The following is an 18,881-nucleotide window of genomic DNA, read 5'->3' as shown; positions in this document are numbered from 1 at the left end:
TCATGTTAAATTAAAAAATAGTAATTATTATAAATTATCTAACGTATCAATAACAAAATCTCTTGAACTTTTTACTTCTTTCATTAGAAACTCTATATCTTCATTACTTAGACTATTAACATCATCAATACCATTATGAGATATACAATTTTTTATAAATGATTTTCTTATTTTATTTATGTCGATATCAACACATTTTAATAATTCTGGTCTTTCTGGTAATATTAAGTTTACTCCTGCAATTTCTTCTCTTGGATTTCCAAATTTTATATCTATTCCATTTTCTTTTGCAAATGTAAGCTGTGGACATATGTGTTTACCTGCACCTGTATACTCTGTCTCTTGTACTACTACAACTTTATCTTCATCCAATTCTTGTGCTAAGGAAAATGCTGCTGCTAAAGATGTATTTCCAGCAGGTCCTCTTTCTATACCTTCCAACTGTGCCAATAATTCAGTTGTATAGAAAACTTCTCCTTGTTTTACTAACACATATCTGTCCATATATCTAAGTGGTCTAGCTGCAGACCTAGGTACATCTGACCTATCAGGCCATGTACAGAATGGTATACCAAAACCTGTATGTCCTGTTGTAAATGATTTTTTATTAAATTGACTATCACTAGCCATGTGTAATCCTTTTAAATCAACACTTGCTCCAACTACTTTTGTGTTAAGAGAACCAGCTTTTATTAGTCCTCTTGCTGTTCCAGTGAGATTACCTCCACCTGCATTTGTACAAACAACTACATCAGGGTCTTTTTTATATTTTTCTCTAAATTGAATAGCTAGCTCATATCCTAAAGTTTCTACACCTGCAATTCCAAATGGTGAATATAACGATGCGTTAAAATAGCTTGTTTCTTCTAGTAGGACTAAGAATGTATAAAATAATTCTGGTCCAACAGTTAATTGAATAACTTCTGCACCATATGCCTCACATTTTCTTGCTTTCTCTATAATCTCAGGTTGACCTAGACCATTAGAATCATAACATTCTTGAACTATTATACATTTTAAACCCTGCATTGCTGCCTGAGATGCTACAGCTGCTCCATAGTTACCACTAGTAGCTGCTATTACACCTTTATATCCCATTTTTTTAGCATGATATACTGCAGTAGCTGCTCTTCTTGCTTTAAAACTACCAGATGCATTCATTGCTTCATCTTTTACAAATATTCTAGCACCTTTACCTTCTGGAGCACATCTTCTGGCCAACTTAGTTAAATTTTTAAGTTCTATTATAGGAGTATTTCCAACAGCATATTGTGATTGAATTGCTTCAATATCTTGTAATGTATATCCTGTTTCACCCATCATTTTTTCATAGTCAAATCCTATTCCTTCTTGTTCAAAAGATGAGTAATCCAATCCAATTGCGTTTTTCATTATTTCATTGTTTCTTCCCATGACAGCTTGATAGCTCATATCTTTCATTGATGCTGCATTATTCATTATATACACCTCCAAATAATATTTCTTTAGCCTGTATTCCTATTTGGAGTAACTCAGGTATACATTTACCATAATCATGAGTATAATATGGATTTACTTTAAGTAAATCACCTTTTACAAGTCTACCCGTAATTGTTTTAACTTCTACTAAATCACCTATAGAGGCATCCTTTTGTATAAACCCTTTAACCCACATTTCTAAGGATACTTTCTTAGTATCCTCTGGAACTTGTGGAGCTCTTTCTTCTGGAGTCAACACTATATTGTGTATAATAACCCAATCATTAATTTTAGCATCCATTTTTTCATCCCCTTATCAGCTAACTGTTATTTTATTAATTTGCTTTTGACTCTTCTTCTAACTCAATTTCTATCTGATTTCTTATATCTCCCATTATTGCTCTAGGTACTGGTATATCCAACATAGTTTTAAGGCCTGGTCTAGCATTTATTATTAATGGAATAGAGTTTACTATCATTGCATAAGTACCTACCCCTCCAGGTATTTCAGGATTTATTTGTAAATCAATATTTGGTATCCCTTTTATTGATACATAGTCTCCTGTTTTAATACCTTCTGCTTCAGGTATTATCTGTTGTGGATGCTCCATTTCAATTAAAACATCTCCATTTACATATCCATATCCACATTGTCTACAACCAGCAACATTTCCAGCCAATGCCTCTCCGTACTTAGATTTTCTATCTACTGTAGTCATTATTGGTTCTTTTGTTTGTTCTATCTTATCTAGTTTCCACCCTAATCCATCAGCTATCATATTTATTGATTCTACAAATCCTACATGACCTGCTATAGTATTATTTTCTACACCTTTTATGAACTCTTCTTTTGTTACTCCAACACCTTGTTCTACCATAACAGATTTTCCAAATGGTGATAAATCATTTACCCTCTTCGCTTTTATACTATTAACTTCTTCACAAGTACCTGAAAGCGCTAATACTAGTAAATCTAGTACAAACCCTGGATTGATTCCTGTTCCAAGAATACTTACTCCATTCTCTTTTGCAACTTCATCCATTTTCTTAGCCAAGTCTGCATCATCAGCTTGTGGATATGCCATTTGTTCTGCTGTTGATATAACATTTATTTTTCTATTTAATAAGAACATTATTTTATCAAAAGCCTTTTTAGTAAATGAATCAGTTGCTAATAAAACAACATCTACACTTTTTTCTTTAAAAACTTCTTCATAATTTCCATTGATAATAACTTCTGTTCTTTCTCCTCTTTCAATTCCTAGGACATCATACATACTTTTACCTGAAGTACTTCTACTGCAAACAGATACTATTTCTATACCTTCTTTTTTTAAAATCATATTAGCCATGCCTATCCCCATAGCTCCAAATCCCCATATACCAACTCTTACTTTTCTCATATATACACCCTCCTAAAAATTTATATTCTTAATTATTAGTTAAAGCATGAATCGTGCCAACTTCAAAACAAAAATAAATATTTATTAGAACGTTGAAACTATAATTATCTTGTTATGTATTTTCATAAATAAAAAATAATATTTTTTCTGAGAAATAAAAAAAGAGCAAAAAAATTTGCTCTTTTTTAATAATTTTGCGCCTTTATTTTACTTCTTTATAGGACTTTAATATTATATTTTTTTATTTTATATTGTAAATTTTGCCTATTCATACCTAAAATTGATGCAGCCTTAGTTATATTATATGATGCCTTTTCTAATGATTCATATATATACTTCTCTTCTATCTCACTGAGAACATTATTAAGTGTCTTATTCTCTAAATCATTTAAAGAATAAGTATTCCCCTCTTTATTCTCTTTAAGATTGTAATAGTCATTTAAATTAATCATGCTTGTTTCTATTTGTATCTCGTTTTCCATCATACTCATAGTACAATAAATTATGTTTTCTAGTTCTCTTATGTTCCCTTGCCAGTCATAATTTTTTAAAACCCTGATAGCTTCATCTGAAATACCTACTACTTTTTTATTTAACTTTTTATTATACTTTGAAATAAATTTTTTGCATAATACAGATATATCCTCTTTTCTATCTCTAAGAGGAGGAATTTTTATATCTATTATGTTAAGCCTATAATATAAATCTTTTCTCATTTTATTCTCATTTAAAATAACTTTTGGACTTTCATTTGTTGTTGCAATAATTCTTACATCAACAGGTATATCCTTAGTCCCTCCAACTCTTCTTACATAACCTTCCTGCAAAACTCTTAGCAATTTAGCCTGTAACATAATAGGCATGGAGTTTATTTCATCTAATAATAATGTCCCTTTGTTAGCTTGCTCAAATAAACCTGGCCTGTCTATTGCCCCTGTAAATCCTCCCTTAGCAGTTCCAAATAGTATTCCTTCGAATAATGATTCTGGTAAAGCTGCACAATTTTGTGCTATAAATGGATAATTTTTTCTATTACTTCCATAGTGAATGGACTGGCTAAATAGCTCTTTGCCTGTCCCAGTTTCACCATATATAAATACTGAGGCATCAGACTTACAAGCTTTCTTAGATTTTGCTATTGCCTCTTTAATCAGATTACTTTCCCCTAAAATATCATCAAATTCATAGCCCTTTTTTTGTTTATTGTCAACTTTATTAATTAAATTTTTTTTATAGCTTCTGTTTAATAAATTTTCTATAGTTGTCATATTCTTTGATATTTCAAGTGCCCCTACAAATTCTCCTTTAATATCAATTGGTATCGTAGTATTTATTGCTGTTATTTCTTTTCCATTTTTATCTAGATATTTTTGAATATTGTCTTTAATAATTTCCCTTTTTTCCAAAACTTCTACTAGTGTACTTCTATTTATTTTCATTTTGCTGACTATATCAAAAAATGAATTAGTTAAAACATCATGTCTATTCATTTTTTCCATTTTTTGTACAGAATCATTGTAGATTATAGTTTTCCCTTCTTTATTAACAAAATGTACCCCTTCATCAATATTTTCCAATATTTCATTCATTACTTTAAAAAATATTTCTTGGTTCAACTATATCACCCCAGTACCTAAATATATAACAACCCAAAAATAAGTAAAATATTTCTATATATTTATCTTATCACATATTTATGATATTTTTTATGTCCATTATATTTTTAATTAATACTTGATGAACTACATAGTAAAGCATGAATAGTAATGGTTATATTCTTAGTATTTTCCCTTTTGTTGATATTTCCTTATTAAAAAAAACATTCTAAATATATTATTTATACTCAAATATTATCTAAAAAAGAGTATTTGTATACCTTTATTCTCGTACATATTTTTAACTTAAAATATAAACTTTATATAAAACAAGTTAAAATATACTTAATTAAAATACGTAAAAAAGAGCTATCACAGAACAAATTTAATTTACTCATGCGATAACTCGATTCTACAAACTAATATTTAATTTTCATAATATTTATTTCTAAAAAGCAGTCTCATGCCCAACATAACAGGCTATGCCATTATCTAAAAATATGTCCTGTAATTCTTCAAGATGCTCTTCATCAACATCTCCTTTATCAGAATACTCATATTCTTTACCTAATTGAATCCATTTTGACTCTCCTAGTCTATGAAATGGTAACAGATTAATTTCTACTAAATTATTTTTATGCATAAAAGATATAATATCATTTATATTTTCTATACTATCATTAAATCCTGAAATAACTGGTACTCTAAGTACTAATCTTCCACCCCAGTCAGAGTTCACAAGATTTGATATGTTTTCTAATACTAAATCATTATACACACCTGTTTGTTCCTTATGCTTTTCTCTATCCATATGTTTTATATCAATAAATGCAAAGTCGATATCCTTAAATATATTATTAAAAATTTCATTTGAAACACATGCACTCGTTTCAATAGCAGTGTGCACATTTGTTTCATGACATTTTAATAGCACTTCATGTAAAAATTCATGTTGAAGTAGTGGCTCTCCTCCACTAAATGTTACTCCTCCATTACTTCTCCAGTTATTAGAATCACGCTTAATCACCTTTACAAGTTCCTCTACAGTATATGGCTTTGCACATAATTTAAACGCATTATAATAACACGAGTTGACACATTCAAAACTCTCACAATTCTTACATATGCCCCAATCTATGACTGGCTTATTGTCAAGGTCAAAACTCAATGCACCATTTTTACATTTACCATGACATACAGTACATCCATTTTCATATTGACAAGACAACTCACTAAACATCATATGTGGTCTAACAGTCCAACTTTCAGGATTTGCACACCACTTACAACTAAGTGGACATCCATTTAAAAACACAGTTGTTCTACAACCTGGCCCATCATGAACTGAAAAGCTTTGTATATCAAAAATCATTCCTTCTAATTGTCTTTGACTATTCATTAAACACATGCCCTTCACAAGTAATTGCGTTTAATGTTGAGTATACCCAATCTTCATTCTCTAGCCCAACACATTTACCTATACCTTCATCATTAGCATTAACAAAATTTTTACAATTTTTACATTTTGGCATTACTTTTATTTCTGAACATGCTTCATCATCTAAATTAATCATTTGTTTTGATAATCTACAAATCCCTTTAGTCGCATCTACTGCGCAAAAATTCATACAATCACTATGTTTTCTCATATTTTACACCCCTTCATACTCTGTTCTAGCAATTACTTCATCTTGTATTGGTTTACCTAGTTCACACCAGTATTGAGTAAATCCAGCAACACGTACCATTAGTTGACGATAATTATCAGGATTTTTTTGTGCGTCTTTCAAAGTTTCTGAGTCCACAACATTGTATTGAATATGGAATCCACCTTTTCTCAAGTAACTTCTTGTTAAATCTAACAGTTTTTTTGTTCCCTGTTGTCCTCTAATAGTTGTAGGATGAAGTTTTAAATTCATTTGAGAATTTTGAACTACTGCTTGATCCCAAATAGTCGCAGATTCAAATAATGCATACACACCATTTTTATCTGTTCCTGCATATGCAGAAACTGAACCATCTGAATATGTTGTCCCACTTAATCTACCATCTGGGGTAGCTAAAGTAGCAGCTCCTTGTGGTCCATGTGTAGATACAGAAATTTGACAAGGATACATTTTTTTAGCATATAAAGATTGTGCTTCTTCACACACTTTTGCTAGCCATATTTCATAATTTTTAAGAATCATATCTGCATACAAATCATTGTTTCCATATTTAGGTGCATCAAGACAGGCCTTATAAATAGCATCATATTTGCCAGTCTTATCCACTTTTACTTGGTCTGCCATAGAATAATTACCAACTTCTAATGCATCTTTAAATCCAAAATTATTTAATACAGCATCCTTCATTTCTTCAACTGTAAAAGCTTTGTCATCATATACAAGTTTTTTAAGTGCAGCAAATGAGTTAACCATAGTAACAGTTCCACAAGTTTCTACATTTAATGTTGCATTATAACGATATCCCATATTTCCTATATGTTGACCTTTATCTAAACAGTCTGGTTTTAATAGAGAATTTATTATAGAAGTATCAAACTTTCTCCATATATCTAACTCAATATTATTTGCTCTCTCAAGAACATTTATTGCTTGTTTATAATAGTCTTTAAATACTTCTACAACTTCTTCATAAGTATCTAATGGCTTATTATGAGGTTCAAATACTTGTATATTCATACGATGGTCTTTACCATTCATAAGAACAAGTTCTAATATTTTAGGATTAGCAATAAAGTGAACTCCAGAACCAGCAGATTGTCCTGCTCCACCTGCAATAGAATATGTCTTTCCATTTAAAGTCAGTTGTTTCCAGCATCCTGGAGATGTTTCCAGACATCCACCTAATGCAAATGCTCTAGCTTCTTCAACAGTCATTCCTTCATCAGCAAATTGCTTCATCATAAATGTTGTCCCATTTGAATTGTTTACCCATGCTGGATAACCAGAACCAAGTTTTGTACATTCAACAGCTTTCATTAAAAAATCTTCTGGAAGTTTTTCATCATATAACATAGTTAAGCTAGGCTGAGGAGTTCTACATCTCATACTTGCCTCTAATAATAATTCTTCTAATTCATTAGCTCCTGTAGAACCATCTTCTCTTAACCCACCTATAGATAAAGTATTGAATGTATTTCCTGATAAGACTCCTCCATTTACACCTGCTGAAGCAAAACAGTCAATACAAGTGATTTTTATTCTATAAAGTTCTAATAATTCAATAACTTCTTCTTTTGTAATTAGTCCTTTTTCCATATCCTGTTCATACCAAGGATATAAAATTTGACCAAAACGACCTATAGACATACCAGATATAGCATCTTCATTTACTGATGCTATATGAATTGTATAAGTCAATTGAAGAGCTTCTCTAAATGTACGAGGTTGTTTATGTGCAATATGTTCTAATATCTCTACTAAATCTGAATATTCTTTTTTTGATTCTAAATCTGTTTCTATACTCTCTAAATATTTTGCATGTTTTGCATAGTTTAAAATCCAAGCTTGTAACCCTTCAATGACTTGAATAACAGCTTCATAAAAATATAGACGATCCATTCCGATAAGCCCATCTCCAGATGCATTTCCTGCAACTGCTTTTTTACATTCTTTTGCCATTTCTATAATTCCATCTAATCCATAATTTAAAGGATAAAAATAGTTTATAACTTCTCTACCTTGAGGAAGTGTATATCCTGAATCAAACATACATATAAGTGTACTCATTAAATTTTCTTTTAAATCATAATCTGGCATCATCTTTTCATAGTGAAATCCTAAATCTTCAACTGATTTTCCAACCCATTCCTTTGCCATTTTTACAAGAACAGGTACTTCTTCTTTTCTCATTCCAAATTTACCAGCTATTGAAACAACATTTCCAAAACTTTCAGTTACATTTCCTCCACCAGAACCAAATTTTGTAAGCTCATCTGCTGTATTACTAGCTAATTTCTTTGCTTCTTCTTTCATTTGTTCTCCCTGAGCAACAAAGAAACTTTCACTTACCCAAGGCATTGGGAAAGAACCTCTATAATGGCGTGTTTTTTGCATTACTATCTTCTCACCAGGTATTATATTTGGTGTCATATGAGAAAAAGCAGCTTTAAGAGCTTTAGCTCTTCTAACTACTGCTATATCCCCATCTGATTTTCTATATTCTCTATTGTACCAATATGGAAATTCCATATCAGCTGTAGACAATGTATTGTAATATACATTCAATAAATCATCTGCTCTTTTACTTGCTTTTTTTTCACTAAGTTCATCTAAATTTTCTTGATTTTGAAAATTTGCTTTAATATTTTTTGCTTCTAAAATACTTCTTATTTTATCTTCTTTACTTTGACTCATTTCTTCCCCTCCTTAAACTTTCTATACTTAGTATAAAACTTTTTAAGAAGGGAAAAAAAGAGTCTATTACCCACTTTCTAAAATAATCTTTCTACAAAAAAATAAAACTTAAAACATTTTAGACCATAAATTTACCTTATATCTAAATATCTAAAAACCTACTGATTTATTAAAATATAAAGATTGTCCATTGTCTTGTTTTAAGCTTTAACATATACTATATTTAATTTTATAAAAATACTTGATCAATATATTTTTAAACTTAGTTTATATTACTGGTTTATCTTAAGATTCGGAACTGCATTCAGACTCATATCATGTGTTTTATTGTTTATAAAATTATAATATCCTGCGCAACCTATCATAGCAGCATTATCTGTACATAAAATTAAAGGAGGATATTTAACTATAATTCCACTCTCTTTTGCAAGTTCTGTTATTTTAGCTCTAAGACCAGAGTTGGAAGCAACTCCACCAGAAAGAGTTATAACATCATAACCTTTATCTTTTGTCGCTTTTAATGCTTTAGTAGCTAAAACTTCAACTACTGCTTCTTGAAAAGATGCAGCAACATCTTCAACTACTATTTCTTCGTTTTTCATCCTTTTTCCATTTAAATAATTTAATACAGAAGATTTTAGACCACTAAAACTAAAGTCATAGCTATCATCTTCTAAATAAGCTCTTGGAAATTCTATAGCATGCTTATTCCCTTTTTTAGCTAAATTATCAATAATAGGTCCTCCTGGATACCCCAAATTCATAGCCCTTGAAATCTTATCAAAGGCTTCTCCAGATGCATCATCTCTAGTCTTTCCTAAAATTTCATATTTACCATAATCTTTAACTTCTACTAAGTGAGTATGACCTCCAGATACTATTAATGTTATAAAAGGAGGTTTTAAATCTTTATGCTCTATATAGTTTGCACTTAGATGTCCTTCAATATGATTTACTCCTACAAGAGGAATATCCAATGTATATGCAAGTGCTTTAGCATAAGATAATCCTACTAATAAAGCCCCTACTAGTCCTGGGCCATATGTAACTGCAATGTGGTCTATATCATTAAATCCTATATTTGCCCCATCTAAAGCTTCTTGAACAACTATATCAATATTTTCAACGTGTTTTCTTGAAGCCACCTCTGGTACTACTCCGCCAAACTTTTTATGTGTTTCTATTTGAGTAGAGATTATGTTTGAAAGTACTTCTCTACCATTTTTTAAAACTGATGCAGCTGTTTCATCACAGCTACTCTCTATAGCTAATGTTATTATATCACCCATAAACTCTACACCTCTTTTAATTGATTCCACATTATAATTGCATCTTCTTTGTTATCATTATAGTATTCTTTTCTGATTCCACCCATTTTAAATCCATATTTTCTATATAGATTTTGTGCTATTTTATTTGATGCTCTAACTTCTAATGTCATAGACGCAATATTATTATCTTTACATAAATCAACTAATCTTTTTATTAACTTATCTCCTATTTTTTTGCCTCTATAGTCACTATGAACAGCCACATTATTTATATGACCTTCATCAAGTATAAGCCAAATTCCAACATATCCAACTACTTTTCCATCTAGTTTTGCTACTATATACTTTGCTACTTCATTAGATAACTCTTTTCTAAAAGATTCTTTTGACCAATAATCTTCAAAACAATTTTTTTCCACTTCAAAAACTTCATCTATATCTTTAATAGTCATTTCTTCTATTTTTACATCATCTATTATTTGTTTTGTATTATCTTTCATTATTTATCCTCTTCATTTTTTCGTCATATTGTACTTCGGCCTGAGATTTTCTGATATACATAGGGTTTATTGTATAACAAGTATGTACATCTATATTTTTACTATATTTATTTAGTGCTACAGAACATAAGCTTCCTGCTTTAGATACATTATGAGCTGGTGAAGGTATCTTTATATTTTTTACGTTTTCTAGCTCATCCTTATATTTATAAACAGCTTCTCCAACTATTATAAATTCTTCATCACTTGATTTAATTTCCTTTAGTAAAGTTTCAAATTCTACAACATCGACACTATCTAACTCTATTAACTCTCCATCTTCAAACTTATATTTAGCTGAATACACCTGATTTTTTTGTGCATCTAATATAGAGCATATTTTTCTTTCACATAAATTCATATTACCTGCTAAAGATTCTAAAGAATTTACTGCTATTATTGGTAGATTATTTACATGGGCTATAGCTTTTACTGTAGCCATACCTATTCTAAGACCTGTAAATGAACCAGGGCCTATACATATAGCTAACAAATCCATCTCTTTTATGTTTAAATCACTTATATCCAACATATTTTCTATCATTGGCATAAGCTTTTGTGAATGAGTTTTTTTGTTATTTACTGTAAACTCACAGATTAAATTATCATCTTCAACAACTGCTACACTTGCTGCCATAGAAGATGTATCTATACCTAATATCTTCATTATTTAATCAACTCCTCAACTATACTTTTATAATAATCTCCTTTTGGAGTTAATATCATTTCTCTTCCTTCATCTTTGTACCTTAATTCTATGTTTAAATATTCTTTTGGAAGTATATCTTCTATTAAATTACCCCATTCAATTATACAGATTCCATTTGAATTTATATATTCATCATATCCAATATCATACATTTCATCACTACTACCAATTCTATAAACATCAAAATGATACAAAGGTATTTTTCCTTCATATTCGTTTATTATAGTAAAAGTTGGGCTTGTTATATAATCATTTATACCTAATGAGTCTGCTAAGCTTTGTGTCATTGTGGTCTTTCCAGCTCCTAAATCCCCCACTAAACAAATTACACTACCTTCTTTTAATAATTTACCTAATTTATATCCTATTTCTCTAGTTTTACTTTCATTTTCTAAATATATTTTTGCCATTAATTCATCTCCATCTTGATATAATCGTCGTGTGAATTTATATCACTGCTTAATTAATTATAGTATAAGCCCCAACTATTATAAAGTACTTCTATTTATCTTTTTTGTTTATCTTTCAATATTGATGATTCTATTAAAACTTATATATAATCATCAATAGCAATCCTTACATATTCTTTTGCCTTACAATTTTGTTTCAGGGCTTCTTTACATATTTCCTCTGATTGCTCTTTTACATACTTGAGAGATTTATAATTTTCTTTTACTGCTTCAATGCACATTTTTTCTGTTTGATTCTTTATATACATAAGCATCTTTCCATTTTGTCTTACAATCTCTGTACATATCTCTTCTGTATAGTTATCTATGTAATTTAGTACATCTTTAATATTGTACTTTTTATCCAAGTATCTTATAGCTCTTATACATGTTTCTTCTGTCTTATTATTAACAAATTGTAGGCTTCTTCCATCTTGTTTAACTGCTTCTAAACATATTCTTTCTGTCTGCTGATTTACATATTGTAATGCCATACCATTTTGACTTACAGCTTCAATACACATTTTTTCTGTTTGGTTTTGTACATATTTAAGTGCTTTATAGTTTCGTTTTATTGCTTCTATACATAATTCTTCACTTTGTTCTCTAACATATGCAAGACACCTGCCATCTTTTTTAATTGCTTCTAAACATATTTTTCTTGTTTGAACCTCTAAAGCTTTTAATATACTTACAACATCTATATTAGAAGAACATCTTATTGCTTTTATAATAAGTTCTTCTGTTTGATTTCTTACATACTTAAGTGCATTGCAATCTTTTTTTATTGCTTCAAGGCATATATACTCAGTTTGTTCTTTTACATATTCAAGTGCTCTATAATTGTACCTTATAGCTTCTAAACATAATTCTTCTGTTTGCTCTTTTACATACTCCAAAGCTTTATAATTCTGTCTTATAGCTAAAATACACATACCATCTGTTTGATTATTTATATTTTCTAATTCATGATAGTCATACTTCACTCTTTCCATATTTTCAATATATTCATTCGTAATATACTTTAAAGAATCTCCTAACATTTTACTATCAATGCCTATATGAATATTTTCCCAATCACTATTAAAATAATACCCTTTATCGTCTAAAAATACTTTTTTCATTTTTTTACATACTTTCATAAATCTACTCTCCTATCATCATTAAATTAGTTATTATTAAGAATTACAATTCAAAACATTATTTATTCTTAATAATAACTTTATTTTTTGTCTATTATGAATTCGCTCTGCATATTGTAGATACCTTTTTAGTATTTTAATAGTTAATCGTTTTAATTCTTCCTTTATTTTAAAAATTAAATCTGTCTAAATATTTCTTATTTTAAATACATTTTTTGATAAATTAATAAAGCCATAATGTATTTAATACATCAATCACAACATGAGACTGAAGTTATAAATAAATTATGGCTTTCCAATATATTTAATTTTAAAATTTTATATTTTCTTGTCTGATTATTTTTTTATTACATTTCCCATTTTTTTATAAAGTGGTAATGTTACTAAAGATATTATCACAGCTTTTAGTACATTAAATGGAGCTATCATCCAAATTACAAAAGTAAATAGGTCATGAATCTTAGGATTTATAGCTGAACCTAACCCTATTATAGCATCTAGTCCCATAAATTGACCATAAAGTGGTAACATTACAAAGTAATTTAACACTGAGCCAATTATAGTCATAGCTATTGTTCCTAATACAAATCCAATTAATATGCCTTTTAAATCTTTACTTTTCTTATATGAATAACAAAGTATCATTACATAAGAACCACCAATTAATATATTTGCAAACTCTCCTACTCCTCCAGTTGTTGTTGCTGTAATCGCTTGTAGTATATTTTTTACTACAACTATTCCAAATCCAACTAATGGTCCTAAAGACATCCCTCCAAATATTGCTGGAATATCTGATAAGTCAATTTTTAAGAAATCTGGAAATATACCTGGTATTGGTGCTTGAATAAACATTAGTAAATAAGATATTGCTGATAAAATTGACATTACTACTAAAGTTCTTGTTGAAATCATATTACTTCTTTTTGCTGTACTTTGCATAATTATTATCCTCCTAATAAATATATTTATATTTTTTTAGGAAAAACAAAAAACTCGAAGACCTTATCTTCGAGTTTTTATGGATATAGTTTAAACAAACTAAAATAAACTTATTTATATTCCATAAATATCTTCTCTCATCCAGACTTTACTGTCGGCTTTGGAATTTCACCAAATCAACCACATAAGTAGTTCGCGGGCTATACCGCCGGTAGGGAATCTCACCCTGCCCCGAAGATCTTCTTTGATTTTTTAATTTTCCTTACACTCTTATATTAGTTAATTTTTTAATAATTGTCAAGTTATTTTTTTTCATACACTACTTTCCCATTTATTATAGTGTAAAGTACATTACTTTGAATCTCTAGTGGAGAATTATCCCAAATTACTATATCTGCATCTTTACCAACTTCTATAGAACCTACTCTATCTTCAATTCCTAGAGTCTTAGCTGGATTTATTGTAATGGATTCTATTGCTTTTTCTTCTTTCATTCCATGCTTAACTGCTATCCCTGCACATATTGGAAGATATTGAACTGGTATTACTGGATGGTCTGTCATTATACATACATCGAGTCCTGCATTTGAAAGTATTCCAGCTGTATTAAACGTTAAATTTCTAAGTTCAAATTTAGACCTTTCTGATAATGATGGCCCTACTATTACAGGAAATCCTTCTTCCAATACCTCCTCCACTATAAGATGACCTTCTGTACAATGGTCTAATGTAAGCTTTAAATTAAACTCTTTTGCAATCCTTATGGCTGTGAACATATCATCAGCTCTATGGGCATGTGCTTTAAAAGGAATTTCTCCTCTTAAAACGGGTATTAAACTTTCCATTTTTATATCATATTCAGGTTTTTCACAATCTTCATCATCATGACTTTCATACAGGTCGACTTCCTCTAAATATTCTTCTGCTTTTTTAAGATTCTCTCTAAGTAATGAAGCTATTGCCATTCTAGTTTGTGGAGATTTATCATCTTGACCATAACAGCTTTTTGGATTTTCTCCAAAGGCTATTTTAGACGCTACTGGATTTTTTATTACCATTTTATCAATTCTTTTCCCATAGGTCTTTATAGCTATACATTGACCTCCCATAACATTTGCACTTCCAGGAGTTGTACATACAGAAGTTATACCACCTTCAAAAGCTTCTTTAAATGTTCTGTCCATTGGATTAATCCCATCTATAGGATTTAATTGTGGTGTTATTGGGTCAGTTTCTTCATTTCCATCTGCTCCTTCAAATCCTATACCATCTTCCCACAATCCTAAATGAGTATGGGCATCTATAAACCCTGGAAACACAAATTTACCACTTGCATCTATTACCTCTACATCTAAAGGTGCTATTAAGTCTTTTCCTATCTCTATTATTTTTCCTTGATCTATAAGTATATCTCCCTGAATTATTCCATTTGTTATGGTATTTATGCTACCATTTTTTATAAAAACCATTCATTTTCCTCCTGATTTTCAATACTATACTAACTATTTTAAATATTATCTCTTACAATCTCATTTCATAATTTCTTAAATTTTTTATTATGCTACTTACATTTATAATTGTTACACATAAGTATCATAACTAAACATAAATTAACCTATTTTTTCATTGATAATGCAACTCTTTTTTTATTTAAATCAATTCCAATTACTTTTACATCTACTATATCACCTACTGTAACAATACTCATAGGGTCTTTTACAAAGCTATTACTCATTTCTGATTTATGAACTAGCCCATCATTTTTTATTCCAATATCTACAAATGCTCCAAAATCTACAACATTTCTTATTGTACCTTTTAAAGACATCCCTTCTTGTATATCTTCAATTTTTAGGACATCAGTTCTAAGTATAGGCTTTATTCCTTCTTCTCTTGGGTCTCTTCCTGGTTTTTTAATCTCAGCTATGATATCTCTTAAAGTAACTTGGCCTACTTCCAATTTTTCACTTAATTCTCTCAAACCAATTTCCTTAACTTTTTCATCTATTTCTTCTATATTTTTATTTTTTACATCATCCAAAGAATATCCTATTATTTCAATCATTTTTTTGCATATATCATAACTTTCAGGATGTACACCTGTATTATCTAGAGGATTCTTTCCATCTAAGATTCTCATAAATCCAGCACATTGAGTAAATGCTTGAGGGCCAAGTCTTTTTACTTTTTTCAGTTGTACTCTTGATGTAAAGTCTCCATTTTCTTCTCTATATGCTATTATATTTTTTGCGATAACCTTACTTATTCCTGCAATATGCTCTAATAGAGAATATGATGCAGTATTTAAATCTACTCCAACACTATTTACGGAATCCTCAACAACTCCATTTAATACTTCTTCTAATCTCTTCTTATTTAAGTCATGTTGATATTGGCCTACACCTATACTCTTAGGGTCTATTTTCACAAGTTCTGCTAAGGGGTCTTGTAGTCTTCTCGCTATAGATATAGCTCCTCTTATTGATACATTTATATCTGGATGTTCTTCATTTGCGAGTTCAGATGCTGAGTAAACTGATGCACCAGCTTCGCTGACTATAACATATTGAATGTCTCTATCTATCTCTTTTATCATTTCTGACACAAATGTTTCTGACTCTCTTGATGCTGTCCCATTTCCTATTGAAATTATGTCTATATTATATTTTTCAATTAATTCTTTTAAAGTCTTCTTGGCCCCTTCTACATTATTTTGAGGGTCTGTTGGATATACTGTTGTATAGTCCAATAATTTACCATTTTTATCTACAACCGCTATTTTGCAACCAGTTCTAAATGCAGGGTCAAATCCCATAACTACTTTATCTTTAACTGGTGGTTGAAGTAATAAACTTTTAACATTTTTTCCAAATACACTTATAGCCCTTTCTTGAGCTATTTCTGTCAGATGATTTCTTATTTCTCTTTCTATCGATGGGAAAATTAATCTTTTATATGAATCTTCTATTGAATTTACAATTTCATCTTTATTCTTAAAGTTTTTATCATTTACATATTCATTTACTATATAATTTAAAACTTTATCATTATTTATTTCTAATTTAACTTTTAAAAAATTCTCTTTTTCTCCTCTATTTATTGCTAAAACTCTATGTGGAGCCATACTTTTCACTGCTTCACTATAATCGTAATACATATCATAAACTGATTTCTCATCAGTAGAACTTTTACTAACTATCATTCCTTCTCTTAAAGCAAGCTCTCTTATGTATTTTCTAATCTTCGCATCATCTGAAACTGTTTCTGCAATTATATCTCTTGCACCTTTTAAGGCATCCTCAACAGAAGTTACTTCTTTTTCTTCATTTATATAACTCTTCGCCTCTAAATCTATATTATCTAGATTACTCTCTAGTATTGATACTGCTAGATTTTCTAACCCTTTTTCTTTTGCTATTGTTGCTCTAGTTCTTTTCTTTTGTTTATATGGAGCATATATATCTTCTACTTCTTGTAGTGTTTTTGCTTTTTCTATATTTTGTGTTATCTCATCTGTTAATTTTCCTTGTTCATCTATTAATCTAACTACATCATCTTTTCTACTTTGAAGGTTTCTTAGATACATCAATTTTTCATAGAATTCCCTTAATGTGACATCACTCATCTCACCAGTCATTTCTTTTCTGTATCTAGCTATAAATGGTATTGTATTTCCTTCATCAATAAGCTTTAGCGTATTATTTATTTGTTCATCTTTGAGATTAAATTCATTTTTTAAGATTTGATTTATATCCAATTTTTTTCACTCCTAATGTTAGTTTTTTCATAAGTATAACAAACAGAACGAAGGCTGAGGGTTGTAGTCCTCAGCCTAAGTGCTGTAAAGTGCATAGTAAGCACTAACCTTCTTATATATCTATCTTAATTACTGTACATTGTTTATTAAACTGTCTTATTCATTTTTAAGTATTCGTTGATAAACAAGTCTATATTCCCATTCATCACACCATCTACATTTCCAAACTCAGCATTTGTCCTATGGTCTTTGACTAACTTATATGGTTGGAAAACATAGGACCTAATTTGGCTACCCCACGTTATTTGTGAGTATTTGCCTTGTATATCTTCTATTTTTTCCTTTTGCTCTAATTCTTTTAACTCTATCAATTTTGCCATCAAAAGTCTCATAGCTCTATCTTTATTTAAATGTTGAGACCTTTCATTTTGACACTGAACCACTACACCAGTAGGAATATGTGTTATTCTAACAGCTGAATCAGTTGTGTTTACATGTTGTCCTCCAGCACCAGACGCTCTATATGTGTCTATCTTCAAATCTGATGAATTAATTTCTACTTCTATATTTTCATCTAACTCTGGTGTTACATCTATAGAAGCAAATGAAGTATGTCTCTTTCCTGATGGGTCAAATGGAGATATTCTTACCAATCTATGAACCCCTTTTTCACTTTTTAAATATCCATAAGTGTTGGTTCCTTCTACAAGAATTGTAGCTGTCTTTATTCCCGCTTCAGGGTCTGATATTATATCTAAAAGCTTAACTTTATAACCCTTACCTTCTGCCCATCTTATATACATTCTTAAAAGCATCTGAGCCCAATCTTGAGCATCTAGACCCCCAGTTCCAGCATTTATAGATAATATAGCATTATTTTTATCATACTCGCCATTTAAAAGAGTTTTTATTTTCATCTCAGATAATTTTTCTTCTATTGATTCTATAGACATTTCTATATCCTTTTCAACAGAATCATCCTCTTCTTCTAGGCCTATTTCAATCAATACTTCTACATCTTCTAATAAGTTTTTTAGACTTTCATATTCATCTATAGTTTCTTTTAAAGCTTTGTTTTCTTGAAGTACTTTTTGCGCTACTTCATTGTCATTCCAAAAATCTTGTTTATTTATCTTCTCTTCATTAATTTTTATCTTTTCCATCAATGAAGCTACGTCAAAGAGAAACCCTCAATTCTTCTAAATTTGAAGCTATTTGCTCCACACTATGTCTATACTCTTGTATCTTTAACATT

General features: G+C 29.8%; 16 protein-coding genes and 1 riboswitch. All 16 genes read right to left on the bottom strand.

Annotated features, from left to right (window positions below; genetic code table 11):
* Positions 1–27: 27 nt before the first annotated feature.
* On the bottom strand, positions 28–1,458 hold the full coding sequence (gene ortB, locus IC758_RS01375; protein ID WP_227483548.1) for a 2-amino-4-oxopentanoate thiolase subunit OrtB: 1,431 nt from the start codon (positions 1,456–1,458) through the stop codon (positions 28–30).
* Positions 1,451–1,759, bottom strand: coding sequence for a 2-amino-4-oxopentanoate thiolase subunit OrtA (ortA, locus tag IC758_RS01370; protein ID WP_227831446.1), 309 nt, complete (start codon positions 1,757–1,759; stop codon positions 1,451–1,453). Before ortA ends, ortB begins: the two co-directional genes overlap by 8 nt.
* 34 nt (positions 1,760–1,793) lie before the next feature.
* The gene (ord, locus tag IC758_RS01365) at positions 1,794–2,861 is read right to left on the bottom strand and encodes a 2,4-diaminopentanoate dehydrogenase (protein ID WP_227434573.1); all 1,068 of its coding nucleotides are present in this window, start codon (positions 2,859–2,861) and stop codon (positions 1,794–1,796) included.
* Positions 2,862–3,076: 215 nt separating this feature from the next.
* Complete coding sequence (locus IC758_RS01360) at positions 3,077–4,477, bottom strand: sigma 54-interacting transcriptional regulator (RefSeq protein ID WP_285894659.1); 1,401 nt, start codon at positions 4,475–4,477, stop codon at positions 3,077–3,079.
* 427 nt (positions 4,478–4,904) lie between these two features.
* Entirely contained in the window at positions 4,905–5,855 is a 951-nt protein-coding gene (gene hpdA / locus IC758_RS01355) for a 4-hydroxyphenylacetate decarboxylase activase (RefSeq protein ID WP_227434572.1), read from the bottom strand.
* Positions 5,848–6,105: a 4-hydroxyphenylacetate decarboxylase small subunit gene (gene hpdC / locus IC758_RS01350; protein WP_227860695.1), complete on the bottom strand. Its 258-nt coding sequence runs from the start codon at positions 6,103–6,105 to the stop codon at positions 5,848–5,850. Before hpdC ends, hpdA begins: the two co-directional genes overlap by 8 nt.
* A gap of 3 nt (positions 6,106–6,108) precedes the next feature.
* Positions 6,109–8,817, bottom strand: coding sequence for a 4-hydroxyphenylacetate decarboxylase large subunit (gene hpdB / locus IC758_RS01345; RefSeq protein ID WP_227434570.1), 2,709 nt, complete (start codon positions 8,815–8,817; stop codon positions 6,109–6,111).
* A gap of 272 nt (positions 8,818–9,089) precedes the next feature.
* Positions 9,090–10,106 carry a tRNA (adenosine(37)-N6)-threonylcarbamoyltransferase complex transferase subunit TsaD gene (gene tsaD / locus IC758_RS01340; protein WP_227434569.1) on the bottom strand — a complete coding sequence of 339 codons (1,017 nt, stop codon included), beginning with the start codon at positions 10,104–10,106 and terminating at the stop codon, positions 9,090–9,092.
* A gap of 5 nt (positions 10,107–10,111) precedes the next feature.
* Entirely contained in the window at positions 10,112–10,588 is a 477-nt protein-coding gene (gene rimI / locus IC758_RS01335; RefSeq protein ID WP_227824877.1) for a ribosomal protein S18-alanine N-acetyltransferase, read from the bottom strand.
* A complete protein-coding gene (tsaB, locus tag IC758_RS01330; RefSeq protein WP_227483550.1) occupies positions 10,578–11,294 on the bottom strand; it encodes a tRNA (adenosine(37)-N6)-threonylcarbamoyltransferase complex dimerization subunit type 1 TsaB in 717 nt (238 codons plus the stop codon). Before tsaB ends, rimI begins: the two co-directional genes overlap by 11 nt.
* Positions 11,294–11,746 (bottom strand): tRNA (adenosine(37)-N6)-threonylcarbamoyltransferase complex ATPase subunit type 1 TsaE, encoded by a 453-nt coding sequence (gene tsaE, locus IC758_RS01325; protein ID WP_227434566.1) that lies wholly within the window; start codon positions 11,744–11,746, stop codon positions 11,294–11,296. The genes tsaB and tsaE overlap by 1 nt, the downstream gene beginning before the upstream one ends.
* A gap of 140 nt (positions 11,747–11,886) precedes the next feature.
* Positions 11,887–12,927 (bottom strand): DUF4116 domain-containing protein, encoded by a 1,041-nt coding sequence (locus IC758_RS01320; protein ID WP_227860694.1) that lies wholly within the window; start codon positions 12,925–12,927, stop codon positions 11,887–11,889.
* A gap of 336 nt (positions 12,928–13,263) precedes the next feature.
* Positions 13,264–13,869, bottom strand: a complete 606-nt coding sequence (locus IC758_RS01315) for an ECF transporter S component (protein WP_227434564.1) — start codon at positions 13,867–13,869, stop codon at positions 13,264–13,266.
* A 125-nt stretch (positions 13,870–13,994) separates the two neighbouring features.
* Positions 13,995–14,112: riboswitch (FMN riboswitch) on the bottom strand.
* A gap of 59 nt (positions 14,113–14,171) precedes the next feature.
* Positions 14,172–15,338 carry an amidohydrolase gene (locus tag IC758_RS01310; RefSeq protein WP_227860693.1) on the bottom strand — a complete coding sequence of 389 codons (1,167 nt, stop codon included), beginning with the start codon at positions 15,336–15,338 and terminating at the stop codon, positions 14,172–14,174.
* A 146-nt stretch (positions 15,339–15,484) separates the two neighbouring features.
* Positions 15,485–17,626 carry a Tex family protein gene (locus IC758_RS01305; RefSeq protein ID WP_227834966.1) on the bottom strand — a complete coding sequence of 714 codons (2,142 nt, stop codon included), beginning with the start codon at positions 17,624–17,626 and terminating at the stop codon, positions 15,485–15,487.
* 146 nt (positions 17,627–17,772) lie between these two features.
* Positions 17,773–18,880 (bottom strand): peptide chain release factor 2 gene (gene prfB, locus IC758_RS01300; RefSeq protein ID WP_227846091.1). Its coding sequence is split into 2 segments (ribosomal slippage): positions 17,773–18,804 and positions 18,806–18,880, totalling 1,107 coding nucleotides; the frame shifts between segments, so codons are not numbered across the junction.
* Position 18,881 lies beyond the last annotated feature (1 nt).

The sequence above is a fragment of the Clostridioides sp. ES-W-0016-02 genome, from assembly GCF_020641035.1.
Classification (GTDB): domain Bacteria; phylum Bacillota; class Clostridia; order Peptostreptococcales; family Peptostreptococcaceae; genus Clostridioides.
Note: the sequence above shows the minus strand (reverse complement) of the source record. Positions and strands in the feature narration are given on the sequence as shown.